The following is a 14,973-nucleotide window of genomic DNA, read 5'->3' on the forward strand; positions in this document are numbered from 1 at the left end:
CGATGACCTTCTTCGACTCCCTCGGACTCATCCAGTATCCGATCTGGCTCGTCCTGATTCTGATGCTGGTGCAGATCGTGCGCGCGACGATCGACCTGTTTCGCCCCGGAGCCCCGGCGGCGAGCCTGCGCATCCATTCCATCCTCGTCCTCGGCGCCCTCGCCGCGTGCCTCGGCGTCCTCGGGTCGCTGATCGGCGCCTGGATGGTCGCCGACCTTGTCTCGCAGGTCAACGAGGTGAGTTCGAGCCTGATCTGGAGTGGGATCCAGGTGACGATGGGCTCCTCCGTCGTCGGCTTCGTGATCCTGGGCTTCGCGTCCGTCTCCTGGCTGGCGCTCCAATACGCGGCGGCGCGCCGCCAAACGGCCGTGTAGGCCCGCGCCGGAGACGCCCGACAGCGGGGCCGGTTGCCCCGGCCCCGCGGCCCGTTCTAGACTGCATCCCCCCGGCCGGTGGGCGGCCGGATGAGTCCCTTTCCGGAGCTCCGCCGGCGCTCTTGCCGGCACAGGATCAGGAGTGGCCGCATGAAGCGCATCTCCGTGACCGTGAACGGGGTTCGGCACGAGGCGGACGTCGAACCCCGCACCCTCCTCGTTCATTTCATTCGCGAACAACTCGAACTGACCGGCACGAACGTGGGCTGCGACACGTCCTCCTGCGGCGTCTGCACGGTGCTCATGGACGGGCAGTCCGTGAAGTCGTGTACGGTGCTGGCGGTCCAGGCCGATGGGCGGGAGGTGGCCACCGTCGAGGGGCTGGCGTCGAACGGCGACTGGCACCCGATCCAGAAGGCGTTCCACGAGAACCACGGCCTCCAGTGTGGGTTCTGTACGCCCGGGATGATGATGGCCGCGGTCGGCTACCTGGATGAGAACCCCTCGCCGACGGAGGGGGAGGTTCGGCTGGCGCTGGAGGGCAACCTCTGCCGCTGCACCGGCTACCACAACATCGTCAAGGCGGTGCTCGCGGCCGCCGACGAGATGGGCGCCTAGGCGGCCAAGGGAGGGACGAGAGATATGGCGACGGCTGAGAAATACGTAGGCGGCGGGGTCCCCAGGAAAGAGGATCCCAAGCTTCTCACCGGGCAGGGCCAGTTCGTGGAAGGCCTCACGCTGCCCGGCATGCTTCACATGGCACTCGTGCGCAGCCCGTTCGGATCGGCGCGCATCAACTCGGTGGACGTGTCCGCCGCCAGCGCCGCGGACGGCGTGGTGGCCGCGTTCAGCGGGGCGGACCTGGCCGGCGAGTGGGCGGCGGGGCTGCCCATGGCGTGGCCCGTGACGGACGACATCCGGATCCCCGACCACTGGCCCGTGGCGCAGGATGTGGCGCGCTACGTGGGCGACGCGGTCGCGGTCGTGGTGGCGACCAGCCGCAACGCGGCGCTCGACGCGGCGGAACTGGTGGAGGTCGACTACGAGGTGATGGAGGCGGTCGTGGACGTGGAGGCGGCGCTGGCCGACGGCGCGCCCCGCGTGCACGAGTCGTTCGACGACAACAAGAGCTACACCTGGACCCTGACCAACGGCGACGTGGACGCGGCGTTCGCCAAGGCCGACGTCGTGGTCAAGGAGCGCTACAGGCAGCCCCGGCTGATCCCGAACGCGATGGAGCCGCGCGCGGTCGTCGTCCAGTCGGTGCCCGCGGCGGGCGACTACACCGTCTGGTCGACCACGCAGATCCCCCACGTGGCGAAGGTACTGTTCGCGCTCACGCTCGGGATCCCCGAGTCGCAGATCCGCGTCATCGCGCCGGATGTGGGCGGCGGCTTCGGCTCGAAGCTCAACGTGTACGCGGAGGAGGCGCTCTGCATCGCCCTCGCGCGGCGCCTGAGGCGGCCGGTCAAGTGGGTGGCGAGCCGGAGCGAGGGATACGTGGCCACGATCCACGGCCGCGACCAGGTCCAGGAGATCGAGATCGCGGCGACCTCGGACGGCGAGATTCTGGGGTACCGGGTGAACATCCTCGCGGCCATGGGCGCGTACCTGCAGCTCGTGGCGCCGGGGGTCCCGCTTCTGGGCGCCTTCCTCTACTGCGGCTGCTACGGCGGGGAGGCGTACCACTTCGAGTGCACGGGCGTGTTCACGAACACGACGCCGACGGACGCCTACCGCGGCGCCGGCCGGCCCGAGGCCACCTACGCGATCGAACGGGCGATGGACGTGCTCGCGCGCGAGGTCGGGGTCGACCCGACCGAGATCCGGCGGCGGAACTTCCTCCCGGCTGGCGACATGGTCCAGAGCCCGGGCGGCCTCGCCTTCGATTCGGCGAACTACGAGCCCGCGCTGGATCGGGCGGTCGAGCTGCTGGACTACGCGGGGTTCCGGAGCGACCAGGCGGAGCGCAGGGAGAGCGGGGCGGGCAAGCAGATCGGCGTCGGGTTCTCCTCCTACGTGGAGATCTGCGGGCTCGCCCCCTCGCAGGTGCTGGCCTCGCTCAAGTATGCCGCGGGGGGCTGGGACGCGGCCACGGTGCGCATGCTGCCGACCGGGAAGGCGGAGGTCGTGACGGGCAGCTCGCCGCACGGGCAGGGGCATGTGACCTCATGGTCCCAGATCGCGGCTGACGCGCTCGGGATTCCGTACGAGGATGTCACGGTGCTGCACGGCGATACACATGTCGCGCCCCACGGGATGAACACATACGGAAGCCGCAGTCTCGCGGTGGCCGGGGTCGCGGTCTACAAGGCCTGCGGACGGGTCGTCGACAAGGCTCGGCTGCTGGCGGCGCACCTGCTCGAGGTCGCGCCCGAGGATCTCGACTACGAGGCGGGGACGTTCTCGGTGAAGGGGGTGCCGGACCGCACGAAGTCGATGCCCGAACTCGCCTTTGCGGCGTGGACCGCGCACAGCCTGCCGGAGGACTCGGAACCCGGGCTCGAGGCGGGCTGCGTGTACGATCCGCCGAACTTCACCTTCCCCTTCGGTACGCATGTTGCCGTGGTCGAGGTGGATACCGATACCGGCGCGGTGGAACTCGTCCGTTACATCGCGGTGGACGACTGCGGGCCCGTGATCAACCCCGTCATCGTGGACGGACAGGTACACGGCGGCGTGGCGCAGGGGATCGCGGCGGCGCTGTACGAGGAGGCGACCTACGCCGAAGACGGCACGCTCGAGACCTCCTCCATGATCAACTATCTCGTGCCGTCGGCGGCCGAGTTCCCGTACTTCGAGACGGACCGGACGGTGACGCCGAGCACCTCGAACCCGATGGGGGTGAAGGGGATCGGCGAGGCGGGGACGATCGGTTCCGCGCCGGCGGTCATCAACGCGGTGGTGGACGCGCTCGCGCACCTCGGCGTGACGGATGTCCCGATGCCGGCGACTCCGGAACGAGTATGGCGAGCCATTCAGGCGGCGCAGGGAGGTGATGCATGATTCCGGCTTCTTTCGAATACGAGCGCGCGGGGTCCCTCGACGAGGCGCTGAGTCTTCTCGCCCAGGGAGGGGAAGACGCGAGGCCGCTGGCCGGCGGTCATTCGCTGCTGCCGCTGATGCGGCTGCGCCTGGCCCGGCCGACGCTGCTGGTGGACATCGGCGGGCTCGATGAACTGCGCGGCGTGCACGCGGATGGCGACGGGGTCTCGATCGGCGCCCTGACGACGCACCATGAGCTTGCGGGCGCGGCCGAACTCACGGGCGGCTGCGGTCTCATCGCGCAGGTGGCGGAGGGGATCGGCGATCCGCAGGTGCGGCATCGAGGCACGATCGGCGGCTCCGTCGCCCACGCGGATCCGGCCTCGGACCTTCCCGCCGCGCTCCTGGCACTCGACGCGGAGATCTCGGTGGCGGGGAGCGGCGGCATGCGTTCCGTGGCCGCGGCCGACTACTTCGTCGGGCCGTTCATGCCGGCCATGGACTCCGGTGAGATCGTGACCGGGATCCGGGTGCCGCGAAAGGACGGGTGGGGCAGCGCGTACCACAAGTTCCAGCGGCGCGCGCAGGACTGGGCGATCGTCGGGGTCGCCGCGGTCGTGCACTGGAGCGACGGGATCGCGGGGGCCACGATCGGCCTCACGAACATGGGCGGCACGCCGCTGCGGGCGCATGCGGTCGAGGCCGCCCTCGCCGGCACCTCCGACAAGGCCGAGATCATGGCGGCGGCCTCGAAGGTGTCGGAACTCGAGACCCCGCCGGCGGACGAGAACGCGAGTTCGGAGTTCCGCCTGCACTTGGCGGAGGTGCTGATCCGGCGGGCCGTCGGGGAGGCGGCAGGCTGCCCCGCGATGCAGCGCTAGGCCGGATTCTACACTCCGGGCGCGAGCGGTTCGCCGTAGGGGATCGTGACGCACGTCCCCCAAATGGGGGATTTACACAGCTTGCTCCGGCGATAATGTGTGCGTAGGACCCAAGGTTTCAGGCCCCACTGGGACACGCATGATGTATCTGTGCTACAGGTGGTAGGGTCAAAGCGGTGGCGTCTCTACGACGGTGGACGGCTTGCCCCGCACGTCCCGGTACCTTGCCGAGCCTTGGGGCAAAGCACTGGACGCGGTACTCCGCGCACTCAACCCGGACATCAACCCGCACGGCGGCGCGATCGTCACTAAGGAGCCGAGATCAAGAAGACAACGGTCAGCAATACAGCTGTCAGCCGCCGCAACTTTCTCGTCCGGGGTAGTGGCGCCCTGGTCTCTCTCTCCTTGGGCACTGGCTGCTCGGACAACGGGATGGGTCCGGTCGTCAGCGTGCCCCCTGCGCCACCGCCCGCGCCTCCCCCCGCGCCACCGCCGCCGCCACCGCCGCCGCCGCCACCGCCGCCCGAAGATCGGGTCGACGTGATCGTGGTGGGCGCCGGTCTGTCCGGGCTCGTCGCCGCATACGAGTTGGTCCGGGCGGGGCACGATGTCCGGGTTCTGGAAGCAAGAAACGCAGCCGGGGGCCGGGCGCAGACACTTCGCGAGCCCTTCGACGACGGGCTCATCGCCGAATCTGGCCCCGCCCGTATCCCACCCGACCATGATCGAACGCTCGGCTACATCGACCACTTCGGCATCGAGACATCTCCCTTCTATACGCAGGAAGGTGAGTACCTCATCGTTCCCGAGCAGGGCGACCGCTACCGGCAGACGCCGGGCGTGTTCCTCGCCAGGGGACGGGACACGTGGCTCAAGATTCCGGCTGGGACCGATGCCCTGCCGTTGGCGTTCGCCGAAGCGCTCGGAGACCGTGTGGTGTACGGCTCGCCGGTGACGAGGGTGGTCCGGGATGAGGCCGGGGTGGTGGCCACCTACGGAACCGGAGACGCCGCGGAGGAGGTGAAGGGCAGCTACCTCATCTGCACCGTCCCCCTCCCCGTCATCGACAGGATCGTGTTCGACCCCATCCTCTCGGAAGCGAAGCGAGCGGCCTTCGAGGCCACTTCCTACGAGGACGTCACTCGGGTCTACGTTCAGTATGCGGACCGAATCTGGGAGGGCGACGGCTTGAACGGATGGGGGCTGTCGTTTGTGGAGGGGTTCTCGGAGTTCTGGCATCCCACCTGGAACCAGGAGGGGCCTCGGGGAATTCTGATGTCCTACATGTTCGGAGACATGGCGCGCACGGTCGCGGCGATGGAGGCCGGCACCATCGTGCCCGGCTTCATCGATCGCTTTGATGACCTTTTCCCCGGCTCGCGCGAGGTCGCGGAGCGCGGGACCCACTTCGCGTGGGAGCAGCAGCCTTGGATTGGGGCGGCCTACACCCAGTACGATCCCCCGTTCTCGGAGCACCCGGAACTGGCATCACCCGAGGGCCCCATTCACTTCGCTGGCGAGCACGCCTCGGGGGAGCGGGGGTGGATGCAGGGAGCCCTCCAGTCGGGCCTGCGGGCTGCCTCGGAGATCGATGCGACGGTGACGGGGGAGCGCTCCGGCGCGGCCGTGGCAATCTCGCGGCGGCGGATGGTGCGCCGTTTCGCGGCTGGCCTCCATGCGCCGGAATGGTTGGCGGCGTGACGCCATTCTGGCCATTTCCTGCGGGTAGCGGCCTTTCGCTCCACCACACGGGTATCCCCACTGATATTGAGGGCGCGGCAAGGCTGGCGCATGATGAGCCGTTCGAATTTGAGAAGTGGGCCGTTACACGGATACCGAGGCTCTTGCCGAACATGGTGCAGGTTGGCGACGGCGGTATCGACGGCGTGGGGAGATTGCTCACGAAGCCCGCCAACGTGGATTCCGACCTCGCCATCGCCCAGGTGAAGGGCGGGATGTGGAAGGCGGGCGACTTCCGCCGCTAGTTGCCTCCGCTCACTCCGGCCGGGCGGGGCGCGACCGCGGCGCCCTCCCAGTCGGGGTCGGCGGCGCCGGTCCAGGTGCCGGTCGCCGCGTCGTACTGCAGGCCGTGGATACGCCCGAAGGCGCCCTGTCGCGGCGTGGCCGTGATGTCGAACCCCATGTCGCGGAACGCCTCGACCGACGCCTCCGACCAGCCGTCCTCCGGTCCCGCCTCCACCGCGAAGCCGGCGAGTCCCTCGGGTCCGAAGTCCGGATGCACGCGCGGGGCCGCGAGCGCGGCAGGCAGCGCCAGGCCGTCGTCGATGACCCGCGTCACCGCCTGGACGACCGCCGAGATGATCCGGATGCCCCCCGCGGCTCCGAGCACGAGGAGCGGTTCGCCGTCGTCGAGCACCATCAAGGGGGTGATCCCGGAGCGGGCGCGCTCCCCCGGCTCGCTGATCCCGAGGTAGCCGCCCAGCGTCACCGCGTAGAGGAAGCCGAGTCCGGGCGTCGCGACCTTCGCTCCCATGCCGGGGCCGATCGTCTGCGTGAGGGCGACCGCCATCCCGTTCCCGTCGGCCGCCGAGAGGTGCGTCGTGTGACCCTCATCCGGCGGCAGCCACAGATCGCGATCTCCCGCGGCGAGCGCGAGGCTGAGGGGGGACATCGCCGCCCCGGACCGCGAGCCCGATTCCATGGTGGCCGCGGAGGGCACCCGCACCTGCTCGGCCAGTTCGCGCGCGAAGGCCTTGGACGTTACGCGTACGGCGGAGGAGTCGGAACTGTCCCGCCGGTATTGCGTCATCGCGAGGGCCAGCGACTGGGCGATGACGGAGCCCCACGCCTCGTCGCTCATGCTGTCGGGATCGAACTCCTCCGCGATGTGGAGGGCGAGGATCGCGACGGCGCCCGAAGCCGGGATGTCCGACCCGACGATCTCGAACCCCCGGTACGAACCCCGCACGATCCGGGAATCCTCCGCCCGGTACGCGTCCAGCGCCTCGTGCGTGAGGAAGCCGCCGTTGGCCGCCATGTCCGCGGCGATGCGGTCGGCGATCCCGCCGCGATAGAAGGCGTCTCCCCCGCCCAGCGAGATCGCCTTGAGCGTCGCGGCCATGTCGGACTGGACGAGGCGGTCGCCCGGCTGCCAGGGCGACCCGTCCGGCTTCAGGTAGTAGCGCCGCGCTCCCTCGGACTCGGCGACCTGCGCCCGCGAGCCGGCCTGGCGGCGGGCCTCACCCGGCAGCAGCCGGAAACCGTGCTCCGCGTAGTCGATCGCCGGGGCCATGACCGTGGTCAGCGGCAGCGAGCCGTACTCCTCGTGCAGCCGCATGAGCCCGGCCACGGCTCCCGGCACGCCGACCGTGGCGTATCCGTACGCGGCGCTCGGCGCCGTGGCGGGGTCGTATCCGAGCGGGACCGAGGTCGTTCCGTCGATGCCGGCGATCTTGCCGTCGGGGGTCCGGATGAGGATCTGGTTCCGCCCCCCGACGCTGTTCATGCTCGGTTCGACCACGGAGATCGCGAAGGCCGCGGCGACGGCGGCATCGGCGGCGTTGCCCCCGAGTTCCAGCATGCGCGCGCCGGCGGCCGCCGCCAACGGCTGCGCGGCGGCGACGACCCCGTCCCCGGATCGCGCCACCTGGGGCGCGCTCTGCGCCCTCAGGACGACCGGCAGCGTCGCGAACGCGAGTACGGTGACGACGGTCGCGGTGTAGACCCGGATGCGTGGTTTCATCTCTCCTCCGTCGCTCCACCTCTCGAATCACGCGGCCCCGTTGCCAAGGTCACAAGCCGGGGGCGTAAACTTGCGGTCGATCCGGCTCGTGACTAGTGTCCGGCCCCCGTTGACAAAAACGTTAAACCTTCCTGATAACTGCGGGAGATCATGATGGTCGCGAAATCGGGAGCCGCCCCGGCCGCCCTGGCGGGCGACCCGGGCATGGAGGCGACGCCGAAGGCCGGGAGGGCGCCGGAACCGCCGGGGACCGAGCAGAGAATCTTCGACGCGGCGCTCGAGGTGTTCGCCCGCAAGGGGCGGGATGGCGCGCGGCTCCAGGAGATCGCGGACCGCGCGGCGATCAATCGCGCCCTGCTGCACTACTACTTCCGCACCAAGGAGCAGCTGTACGAGGCCGTATTCGCGCACGGCTGCCGCCAGTTCATGACCGGGTTGAGCCAGTCGCTGCGGGCGGAGCAGGGGTTCGAGGACAGCCTGCGCGCGTTCGTGTACGGATACATCGAATACATCTACGAACATCAGGACATGGCCCGCCTCATGCTGAGCGAGTGTCTGTGCGGCGGCGGGGTGCTCGAGCGACACCTGACCACCGCGATGGAGGCACGTGAGGAAGTGCCGGGGCTCCTGCTGGAGGACAGGATGCGGACGGCAATGGCCGCGGGGGAGATCCGCGAGGTCGACCTGCGGCACACGCTGCTCACGATCGTTTCCGCGTGCCTGTTTCCGTTCGTCGCGCTGCCGACGGTGCGACTCTTCCATTCGCGCGCCGTGGAGAACTTCGATCGGTTCCTGCAGGAGCGGAAGGCGCACATCGTCGACCTCCTGCTCGGGGGGCTGCGCCCGGCCCCCGCCCGGGAGGAGGCGCGCGCATGAGAACGTTCCCGCGGCGCGGCGCCGGACTGCTCCTGCTGGCGACGGCGAGCGCCTGTTCGCTCGCTCCGGCGCCCCGCATGCCCGCCACGGTGGTGGAGATGCCCGAGGCCTACGATGTAGAGGCTCCGCCCGCCGAGGTCGAACCCGAAGCGCTCGCCTGGTGGCGCGCGTTCGACGATCCGACGCTGGACCGCCTGATCGAGACCGCCCTCACCCGGAACCTCGACCTGCGGGAGGCGATCGCGCGGCTCGAGGAACTGCGGCATCGCTACCGGATCGCGCGGGCGCCGCTCTTCCCGGCGCTGAGCCTGAGCGGAGACGCCAACCGGTCGAGCACCCCGGCGAATACCGGACTCGGCTCCCAGTTCGGCGGCGACGACGACGGAGCGGGCGACGGGGATGGTGGGTTCCCGGGGCTGGGGTTCGCCTTCCCCGACCGCTTCGAGTTCACCACCTATTCCGCCTCGCTCGGCTTCTCGTACGAACTCGACTTCTGGGGGCGCCTGCGGAACGAATCGGGTGCCGCGGTGCGGGATTTCCTCGCCTCGCGAGGGGATGCCGAAACGGTGCGTCTCACGGTCATCGGCTCGACGATCTCGACGTATCTCGAGGTCGTATCCGCGCGCGCCCAGCTCGCGATCGCCGAGGACAACGTGGACCTGCTGAGGGAACGCGCCGAACTCACCCGGGAGCGATACCAGGCCGGCCTCACGAACACCTTCGAACTGTACGCGATCCGGCAGCAGTATCGGACCGCCGAATCGAATCTTCCGGGGCTGCGCACGGCGTTGGACGACGCGGAGGGCCGTCTCGCGCTCATCCTGGGACGCTACGCGGGGACGATCGACGACCTGCTGCCGGCCGGCCTCGCGCCGGCGATCGACCCGACGCCGATCCCGGCCGGGCTGCCGATGTCGCTGCTCGAGGCGCGGCCCGACGTGATGGCCGCCTTCGAGCGCGTCGAGGCGGCCCGCCTGCGCGTGGGGGCGCGCCGCGCGGACCTGCTCCCGTCCATCTCGCTGAACGCCTCGGGGGGCTTCCAGTCGGCCGAGGCGGAGAACCTGTTCTACGTCGACCAGTGGTTCACGAACCTGATCGGCGGCATCGTCGCGCCGATCTTCCAGGGGGGCCGGCTGCGGGCGAACCTCGGGGCGGCCGGGGCGCAGTACGACCAGGCCCTCATCGCCTACGCGCGCACGGTGCTCGGCGCCTACCGGGAAGTGCGGACGAGCCTGCGGCAGTTCGAGAACGAACGGGAACGCTACGCGCAGGTCATGGAACAGGTCGCGGACGCCCGAGCCTCGCTCGAGAACCAGCTCGAGCGCTACCAGAGCGGGGTCGGGGACTACGTCGAGTACCTGGACGCGAGGGTCAACCTGAACGGGGCCGAGACGACGCGGGTGCTCGCCGAACGCGGGTTCGGCGAGGCGCGGCTCGCCGTCCACCGCGCCCTGGGCGGCGCGTGGGTGGCGGAGGATGTCGAAGAAGTCGACATGAGCGACAACGAGGGCGGAGCGCGGACGCTCCCCGATCGGAGATAGGGCGGAGAGATGGAAGACGGAACGCGACAGACGCTGTACTGGGCCGAGGAGGCGGAGGCACCCGCCTCGCGGCCGGGATTGCTGAAGCGGCTGGGACAGGGAGCGATCGTCATCGGTGTGGGGGTGCTCGGTTTCGCGCTCCTGTTCGGGATGCGCGCCGAGCCGGCGGAGGTGGAACCGCCGCGGGTGATCCCCAGGGTGAGCACGGTGCCCGCCCGCGTGACGCAGGGGGCGATCAAGGTGCGGGGCGGCGGCACCGTGCGGCCCAGCGCCGAAGTCACGATCGCGCCGCAGGTCGGCGGACGCGTGATCTGGGCGTCGCCCGCCCTCGTCAGCGGTGGGCGCTTCCTCGAGGGCGAGCCGCTCCTGCGCGTGGATCCGGCGGACTACGAGAATGCCGTGGAGGCGGCGGACGCGGATGTCGCCCAGCGCGAGGTGGCCCTGCTGGAGGCCGAGGAGAACGCGCGGCTGGCGCTCGATGAATGGGCGCGGCTCGCCGCCCGCGAGAACCTCGATCCGACGCCGCCCAACGCGCTCGTCACGCGGCAACCGCAACTGGGTGCGGCGAGGGCCGCCCTCAGGAGCGCCGCGGCGAGGCTGGACGACACGCGGCTGGCACTTGAACGGACGTGGATCCGGGCGCCGTTCAACGGGATCGTGCGCGAGGAGACGGTGGACCTCGGGCAGTTCGTCGCGGCCGGGCAGTCGGTCGGCCGCCTGTACGCGACGGACGAGGTGGAGATCGTCGTGCCGCTGAGCGACAACGAGGCGGCGCTGATCGAGCGCCTGTGGAGCGCGCGGGCGGGCGAGGCCGAAACCCGGATCCCGGTCGGAATCACCTCGGAGTACGGGGGGGTCGAGTACGCATGGTCCGGATACGTGGACCGCGCGGAAGCGGCGCTCGACGAGCAGACGCGCACCGTCGACGTGGTGGTCCGGGTTCCCGAGCCGTTCACGCCCATCGAGGATGAGCCTCACCGGCCTCCGCTCCTGATCGGCAGCTACGCGACCGTGGACATCGAAGGGACGAGCTTCGAGGAGTACGCCGTCGTCCCCGCCGGCGCCGTGCGCGACGGCGACGTGCTGTGGACGGTGCAGGACGACACGCTGCTCGTCATGACGCCGGTCGAACCGATCCAGGAGGTGGATGACGAGGCGATGGTGCTCGGATCGATCGTCGACGGAACCCCGGTCATCGTATCGATGCTCGTCTTCGTCACCGATGGCATGACCGTGCAGCCGGTGCAGTTCCTCGAGAGCGCGCAGAGCTGGGACGCGGCACCCGCGGGCGCCACCGAACCCGAAGGCACCGCTGATCCCGAAGGCACCGCCGATCCCGAAGGAGTCGGCTCATGAGGGGCGCCATCGCATGGATGGCCAAGCACGGCGTCGCCGCCAACCTGCTCATGGTGCTCATCATCGTGGCGGGCATCGTGAGCCTCGTGAACCTGCCGCAGGAGACCTTCCCTGAGATCTCTCTGGACACGATCCAGATCCGGGTCCAGTACCCCGGCGCCTCTCCCGACGAAGTCGAGCAGGCGATCGTGCAGCGGATCGAGGAGCGCATCTCCGGTATTCAGGGCATCGACCGCATCACGGGCGCGGCCTCGCAGAACGTGGGGGTCGTGATGGCCGAACTCGCGCTCGGCACGGACCAGTCTCGAACGCTGGACGAGATCAAGTCCGCCGTCGACCGGATCACGAGTTTCCCCCTCGATGCGGAGGAGCCCGAGGTCGTCGCGCTCACCGCCGAGAGTGGCGTCGTGGACATCGCGATCTTCGGGGATGCCCCCGAGCGGACCCTCAAGGAGATCGCGAACCGGGTGAAGGACGACCTCACCTCGCTGCCGACGATCTCCCTCGTGCGCGTCTCCGGCGTCCGGCAGTACGAGATCTCCATCGAAGTTTCGAAGGATGCCCTGCGCGCGCACGGTCTCACGCTCGACGAAGTCTCGGCGGCCGTACGTCGCGGCAGTCTCGACCTGCCCGGGGGGAGCGTCGAGACCGATCGCGAGGAGATCCTCGTCCACATCCGGGGACAGAACTACACCCGGTCGGACTTCGCGGACATCATCGTGCGGGCGAGCGTCGACGGCTCGATGCTCCGCCTCGGCGACATCGCCGACGTCCAGGACGGTTTCGAGAACAACGACCTCATCAACGCCTACAACGGGGAGCCGACGGCCTTCGTCAAGGTCATGAGGACGGGGGACGAGCGCGTCCTGGAGATCGTTGATGTCGTCGAACGCTATCTGGAGGATGAATTGGCGGGCTCGCTGCCGCGGGGCGTCGAGTACAGCATCTGGCGCAGCGAAGCCGAATACCTGCAGAGCCGGATCGACCTCCTCATCAAGAACGGCCGGCTCGGTCTGATTCTCGTCCTCGTGGCGCTGGCCCTCTTCCTCGACCTGCGCCTCGCGTTCTGGACGGCGGTCGGGATCGGCCTCTCCTTCGCGGGCGTGTTCGCGGTGATGGCGGGGTTCGGCATCTCCATCAACATGATGGCGCTGTTCGGCTTCATCCTCGCAATCGGGATCGTGGTGGACGACGCGATCGTGGTGGGGGAGAACATCTTCGCGGAACGCGAAAAGGGGACGCCCGGGCTGCGGGCGGCCATACGGGGCACGCGGCGCGTGTCCGTGCCGGTGATTTTCGCCGTGCTCACGACCGTGGCGGCGTTCACCCCGCTGCTCTTCGTTCCCGGGAGCCTCGGGAAGTTCCTCTACGTGATCCCCGCCATCGTGATCTCGGTGCTCGTGCTGTCGCTCGTCGAAGTCCTGTTCATCCTTCCCTACCACCTCTCGCACCTGCCGGCGCCGGGCGCGCACCGTGCGAAGAAGGGACTGCTGGGACCGGTGTACCGCCTCCAGGCGCTCGTGCAGAAGCAGCTGCAGCGCTTCATCGATGGCCCGCTGGAGCGCTCCGTACGATTCGCGGTACGGCGCCCGGGGCTGATTGTGCTGGGGGCCCTCTCCTCCCTGTTGCTCGTGGCGGGACTCGTCGCGGGACGCCACCTGCGGTTCAGCCTCCTCCCCGTGATCGAGGGCGAGGAGGTCGTCGCCTACATCGAGATGGCCGAGGGGACGACGAGCGAGCGCACATTGGAAGTCGCCAGCTACGTGGAGCGCGAGGGATACGCGGCGGTCGCGGAACTCGAGGCGGGGCTGCCGGAGGACGAACCGCCGCTGATCGAGGCGACCTTCACGAGCGTCGGGGAGCGGCCTTCGATGGCGGGAGGGCCCGGCATGAGCGCGGAGGCCAGCTTCATCCAGTCGAACATCGCCGAAGTCAGCCTGCGATTGTCCGACCCGGAGATCCGCAGCGTGCCGGCCATTGAAGTGGAGCGGGCGTGGAGGGAGCGCGTGGGCCCCGTCGCCGGCACCCGCGAACTCACCTTCAGTTCCGTCCTCATCGACCTCGGGTCGCCCGTGCAGGTGGAGCTGTCGCACCCCGACACGGCGATGCTGAAGGCGGCTGTTCCCGAACTGGTCTCCCGCCTGACGCGCATCGCCGGGGTGACGGAGGTCCGCGACGACCAGAGCCGGGGCAAGCGGGAGCTGGAACTGGAACTCAAGCCCGCCGCGCGAACGCTCGGGATCACGCTCGATGACCTCGCGCGCCAAGTACGCGGGGCCTTCTTCGGGAACGAGGTCTATCGACTGCAGCGCGGCCGCGACGAGGTCCGCGTGTACGTCAGGCTGCCGGAGTCGGAGCGGAATACGCTCGCGGATTTGCAGGACTACCGGATCCGGACGCCGACGGGCGGAGAGGCGCCGCTGTCGGAGGTCGCCGACGTGTCGTTCGGCGTCGCCTCATCGACGATCAACCGGATCGATGGACGCCGCATCGCGACGGTCACGGCGGATGTGGACGCCGCCGTCATCACGGGTCAGGAAGTCAACACGGAGATCACGTCGGCGATCCTGCCGGAGCTTCAGACCCGGTTCCCGGGCCTCCGCTACGGGTTCGGCGGGGAGCAGAGACAGCAGACCCTGGCGTTCGAGGGGCTCGCGCGCGGCTTCTTGCTCGCCCTGCTCGCGATCTACGCGCTCCTCGCCATCCCGTTCCGGTCGTACGTGCAGCCGCTCGTCATCATGGCCTCGATTCCGCTGGGGCTCGTCGGCGCGGCGCTCGGGCATCTCATCATGGGACTCGATATCGGCATGCTCTCCATGTTCGGCATCGTGGGCCTTTCGGGCGTGGTCGTGAACGACTCGCTCGTCCTCATCGATTTCATCAACGAACGGCAGCGCGCGGGACTCCCCATGGCGGAGGCCATCGTGCAGGGGGCCAAGGTCCGCTTCCGCCCGATCATGCTGACCTCCGTGACCACGTTCCTGGGGGTGTCGCCGATCATCCTCGAGCGCAGCACGCAGGCGCAGTTCCTCTCCCCGATGGCGGTGAGTCTGGGCTTCGGGATCCTGTTCGCGACCTTCATCATCATGCTCGCCGTGCCGGCGCTGGCGATGATGAACCACACGCTCACGCTCCGGGTAAGGCGGGCGATCGGGCGCGGCGGGCGGCGTGAGCCGGAACTCGGTCTGGCCACGGGCGGGCTCGAACCCCCGCCGCTGCGTCCCTGAGGCCGGCGTGGAACTCGCGCGCGCGAGCGG

Annotated in this window: 12 protein-coding genes; 11 read left to right on the forward strand and 1 reads right to left on the reverse strand. The window is 69.5% G+C overall.

Going from position 1 to position 14,973, the window contains the following annotated elements:
* Positions 1-2: 2 nt before the first annotated feature.
* The 7 genes from ACOOHF_RS10695 (at position 3) to ACOOHF_RS10725 (ending at position 6,225) form a co-directional block, all read left to right on the forward strand.
* Positions 3-374 (forward strand): hypothetical protein, encoded by a 372-nt coding sequence (locus ACOOHF_RS10695; protein WP_420461673.1) that lies wholly within the window; start codon positions 3-5, stop codon positions 372-374.
* A 150-nt stretch (positions 375-524) separates the two neighbouring features.
* Positions 525-992 carry a (2Fe-2S)-binding protein gene (locus ACOOHF_RS10700; RefSeq protein WP_420461674.1) on the forward strand — a complete coding sequence of 156 codons (468 nt, stop codon included), beginning with the start codon at positions 525-527 and terminating at the stop codon, positions 990-992.
* Positions 993-1,016: 24 nt separating this feature from the next.
* A complete protein-coding gene (locus ACOOHF_RS10705) occupies positions 1,017-3,380 on the forward strand; it encodes a xanthine dehydrogenase family protein molybdopterin-binding subunit (protein ID WP_420461675.1) in 2,364 nt (787 codons plus the stop codon).
* The gene (locus ACOOHF_RS10710) at positions 3,377-4,240 is read left to right on the forward strand and encodes an FAD binding domain-containing protein (RefSeq protein WP_420461676.1); all 864 of its coding nucleotides are present in this window, start codon (positions 3,377-3,379) and stop codon (positions 4,238-4,240) included. Before ACOOHF_RS10705 ends, ACOOHF_RS10710 begins: the two co-directional genes overlap by 4 nt.
* 99 nt (positions 4,241-4,339) lie before the next feature.
* Positions 4,340-4,552 carry a JmjC domain-containing protein gene (locus tag ACOOHF_RS10715; RefSeq protein WP_420461677.1) on the forward strand — a complete coding sequence of 71 codons (213 nt, stop codon included), beginning with the start codon at positions 4,340-4,342 and terminating at the stop codon, positions 4,550-4,552.
* A 120-nt stretch (positions 4,553-4,672) separates the two neighbouring features.
* Positions 4,673-5,941: a flavin monoamine oxidase family protein gene (locus ACOOHF_RS10720; protein WP_420461678.1), complete on the forward strand. Its 1,269-nt coding sequence runs from the start codon at positions 4,673-4,675 to the stop codon at positions 5,939-5,941.
* 143 nt (positions 5,942-6,084) lie between these two features.
* Positions 6,085-6,225: a hypothetical protein gene (locus tag ACOOHF_RS10725; protein WP_419942391.1), complete on the forward strand. Its 141-nt coding sequence runs from the start codon at positions 6,085-6,087 to the stop codon at positions 6,223-6,225.
* Here ACOOHF_RS10725 and ACOOHF_RS10730 read toward each other — a convergent pair.
* Entirely contained in the window at positions 6,222-7,943 is a 1,722-nt protein-coding gene (locus tag ACOOHF_RS10730) for a gamma-glutamyltransferase (protein WP_420461679.1), read from the reverse strand. The two genes, ACOOHF_RS10725 and ACOOHF_RS10730, sit on opposite strands and share 4 nt — an antisense overlap.
* Before the next feature lie 153 nt (positions 7,944-8,096).
* On the opposite strand from ACOOHF_RS10730, the gene ACOOHF_RS10735 reads away from it, so the two are divergent.
* The 4 genes from ACOOHF_RS10735 to ACOOHF_RS10750 are packed head-to-tail and all read left to right on the forward strand — an operon-like array spanning position 8,097 to position 14,943.
* Complete coding sequence (locus ACOOHF_RS10735) at positions 8,097-8,819, forward strand: TetR/AcrR family transcriptional regulator (protein ID WP_420461680.1); 723 nt, start codon at positions 8,097-8,099, stop codon at positions 8,817-8,819.
* Positions 8,816-10,360 carry an efflux transporter outer membrane subunit gene (locus ACOOHF_RS10740; protein ID WP_420461681.1) on the forward strand — a complete coding sequence of 515 codons (1,545 nt, stop codon included), beginning with the start codon at positions 8,816-8,818 and terminating at the stop codon, positions 10,358-10,360. The genes ACOOHF_RS10735 and ACOOHF_RS10740 overlap by 4 nt, the downstream gene beginning before the upstream one ends.
* A gap of 9 nt (positions 10,361-10,369) precedes the next feature.
* Positions 10,370-11,716: an efflux RND transporter periplasmic adaptor subunit gene (locus tag ACOOHF_RS10745; protein ID WP_420461682.1), complete on the forward strand. Its 1,347-nt coding sequence runs from the start codon at positions 10,370-10,372 to the stop codon at positions 11,714-11,716.
* Positions 11,713-14,943, forward strand: a complete 3,231-nt coding sequence (locus ACOOHF_RS10750) for an efflux RND transporter permease subunit (protein WP_420461683.1) — start codon at positions 11,713-11,715, stop codon at positions 14,941-14,943. Before ACOOHF_RS10745 ends, ACOOHF_RS10750 begins: the two co-directional genes overlap by 4 nt.
* Positions 14,944-14,973: the final 30 nt, after the last annotated feature.

Origin of the sequence: Candidatus Palauibacter sp. (genome assembly GCF_965216145.1) — a bacterium.
Taxonomy (GTDB): domain Bacteria; phylum Gemmatimonadota; class Gemmatimonadetes; order Palauibacterales; family Palauibacteraceae; genus Palauibacter.

Excerpts from the sequence above, each read along its gene's own strand:
- ACOOHF_RS10695 (WP_420461673.1), top strand. The coding sequence starts at position 3 with ATGACCTTCTTCGACTCCCTCGGACTCATCCAGTATCCGATCTGGCTC.
- ACOOHF_RS10700 (WP_420461674.1), top strand. The coding sequence starts at position 525 with ATGAAGCGCATCTCCGTGACCGTGAACGGGGTTCGGCACGAGGCGGAC.
- ACOOHF_RS10705 (WP_420461675.1), top strand. The coding sequence starts at position 1,017 with ATGGCGACGGCTGAGAAATACGTAGGCGGCGGGGTCCCCAGGAAAGAG.
- ACOOHF_RS10710 (WP_420461676.1), top strand. The coding sequence starts at position 3,377 with ATGATTCCGGCTTCTTTCGAATACGAGCGCGCGGGGTCCCTCGACGAG.
- ACOOHF_RS10720 (WP_420461678.1), top strand. The coding sequence starts at position 4,673 with ATGGGTCCGGTCGTCAGCGTGCCCCCTGCGCCACCGCCCGCGCCTCCC.
- ACOOHF_RS10730 (WP_420461679.1), bottom strand. The coding sequence starts at position 7,943 with ATGAAACCACGCATCCGGGTCTACACCGCGACCGTCGTCACCGTACTC.
- ACOOHF_RS10735 (WP_420461680.1), top strand. The coding sequence starts at position 8,097 with ATGGTCGCGAAATCGGGAGCCGCCCCGGCCGCCCTGGCGGGCGACCCG.
- ACOOHF_RS10740 (WP_420461681.1), top strand. The coding sequence starts at position 8,816 with ATGAGAACGTTCCCGCGGCGCGGCGCCGGACTGCTCCTGCTGGCGACG.
- ACOOHF_RS10745 (WP_420461682.1), top strand. The coding sequence starts at position 10,370 with ATGGAAGACGGAACGCGACAGACGCTGTACTGGGCCGAGGAGGCGGAG.
- ACOOHF_RS10750 (WP_420461683.1), top strand. The coding sequence starts at position 11,713 with ATGAGGGGCGCCATCGCATGGATGGCCAAGCACGGCGTCGCCGCCAAC.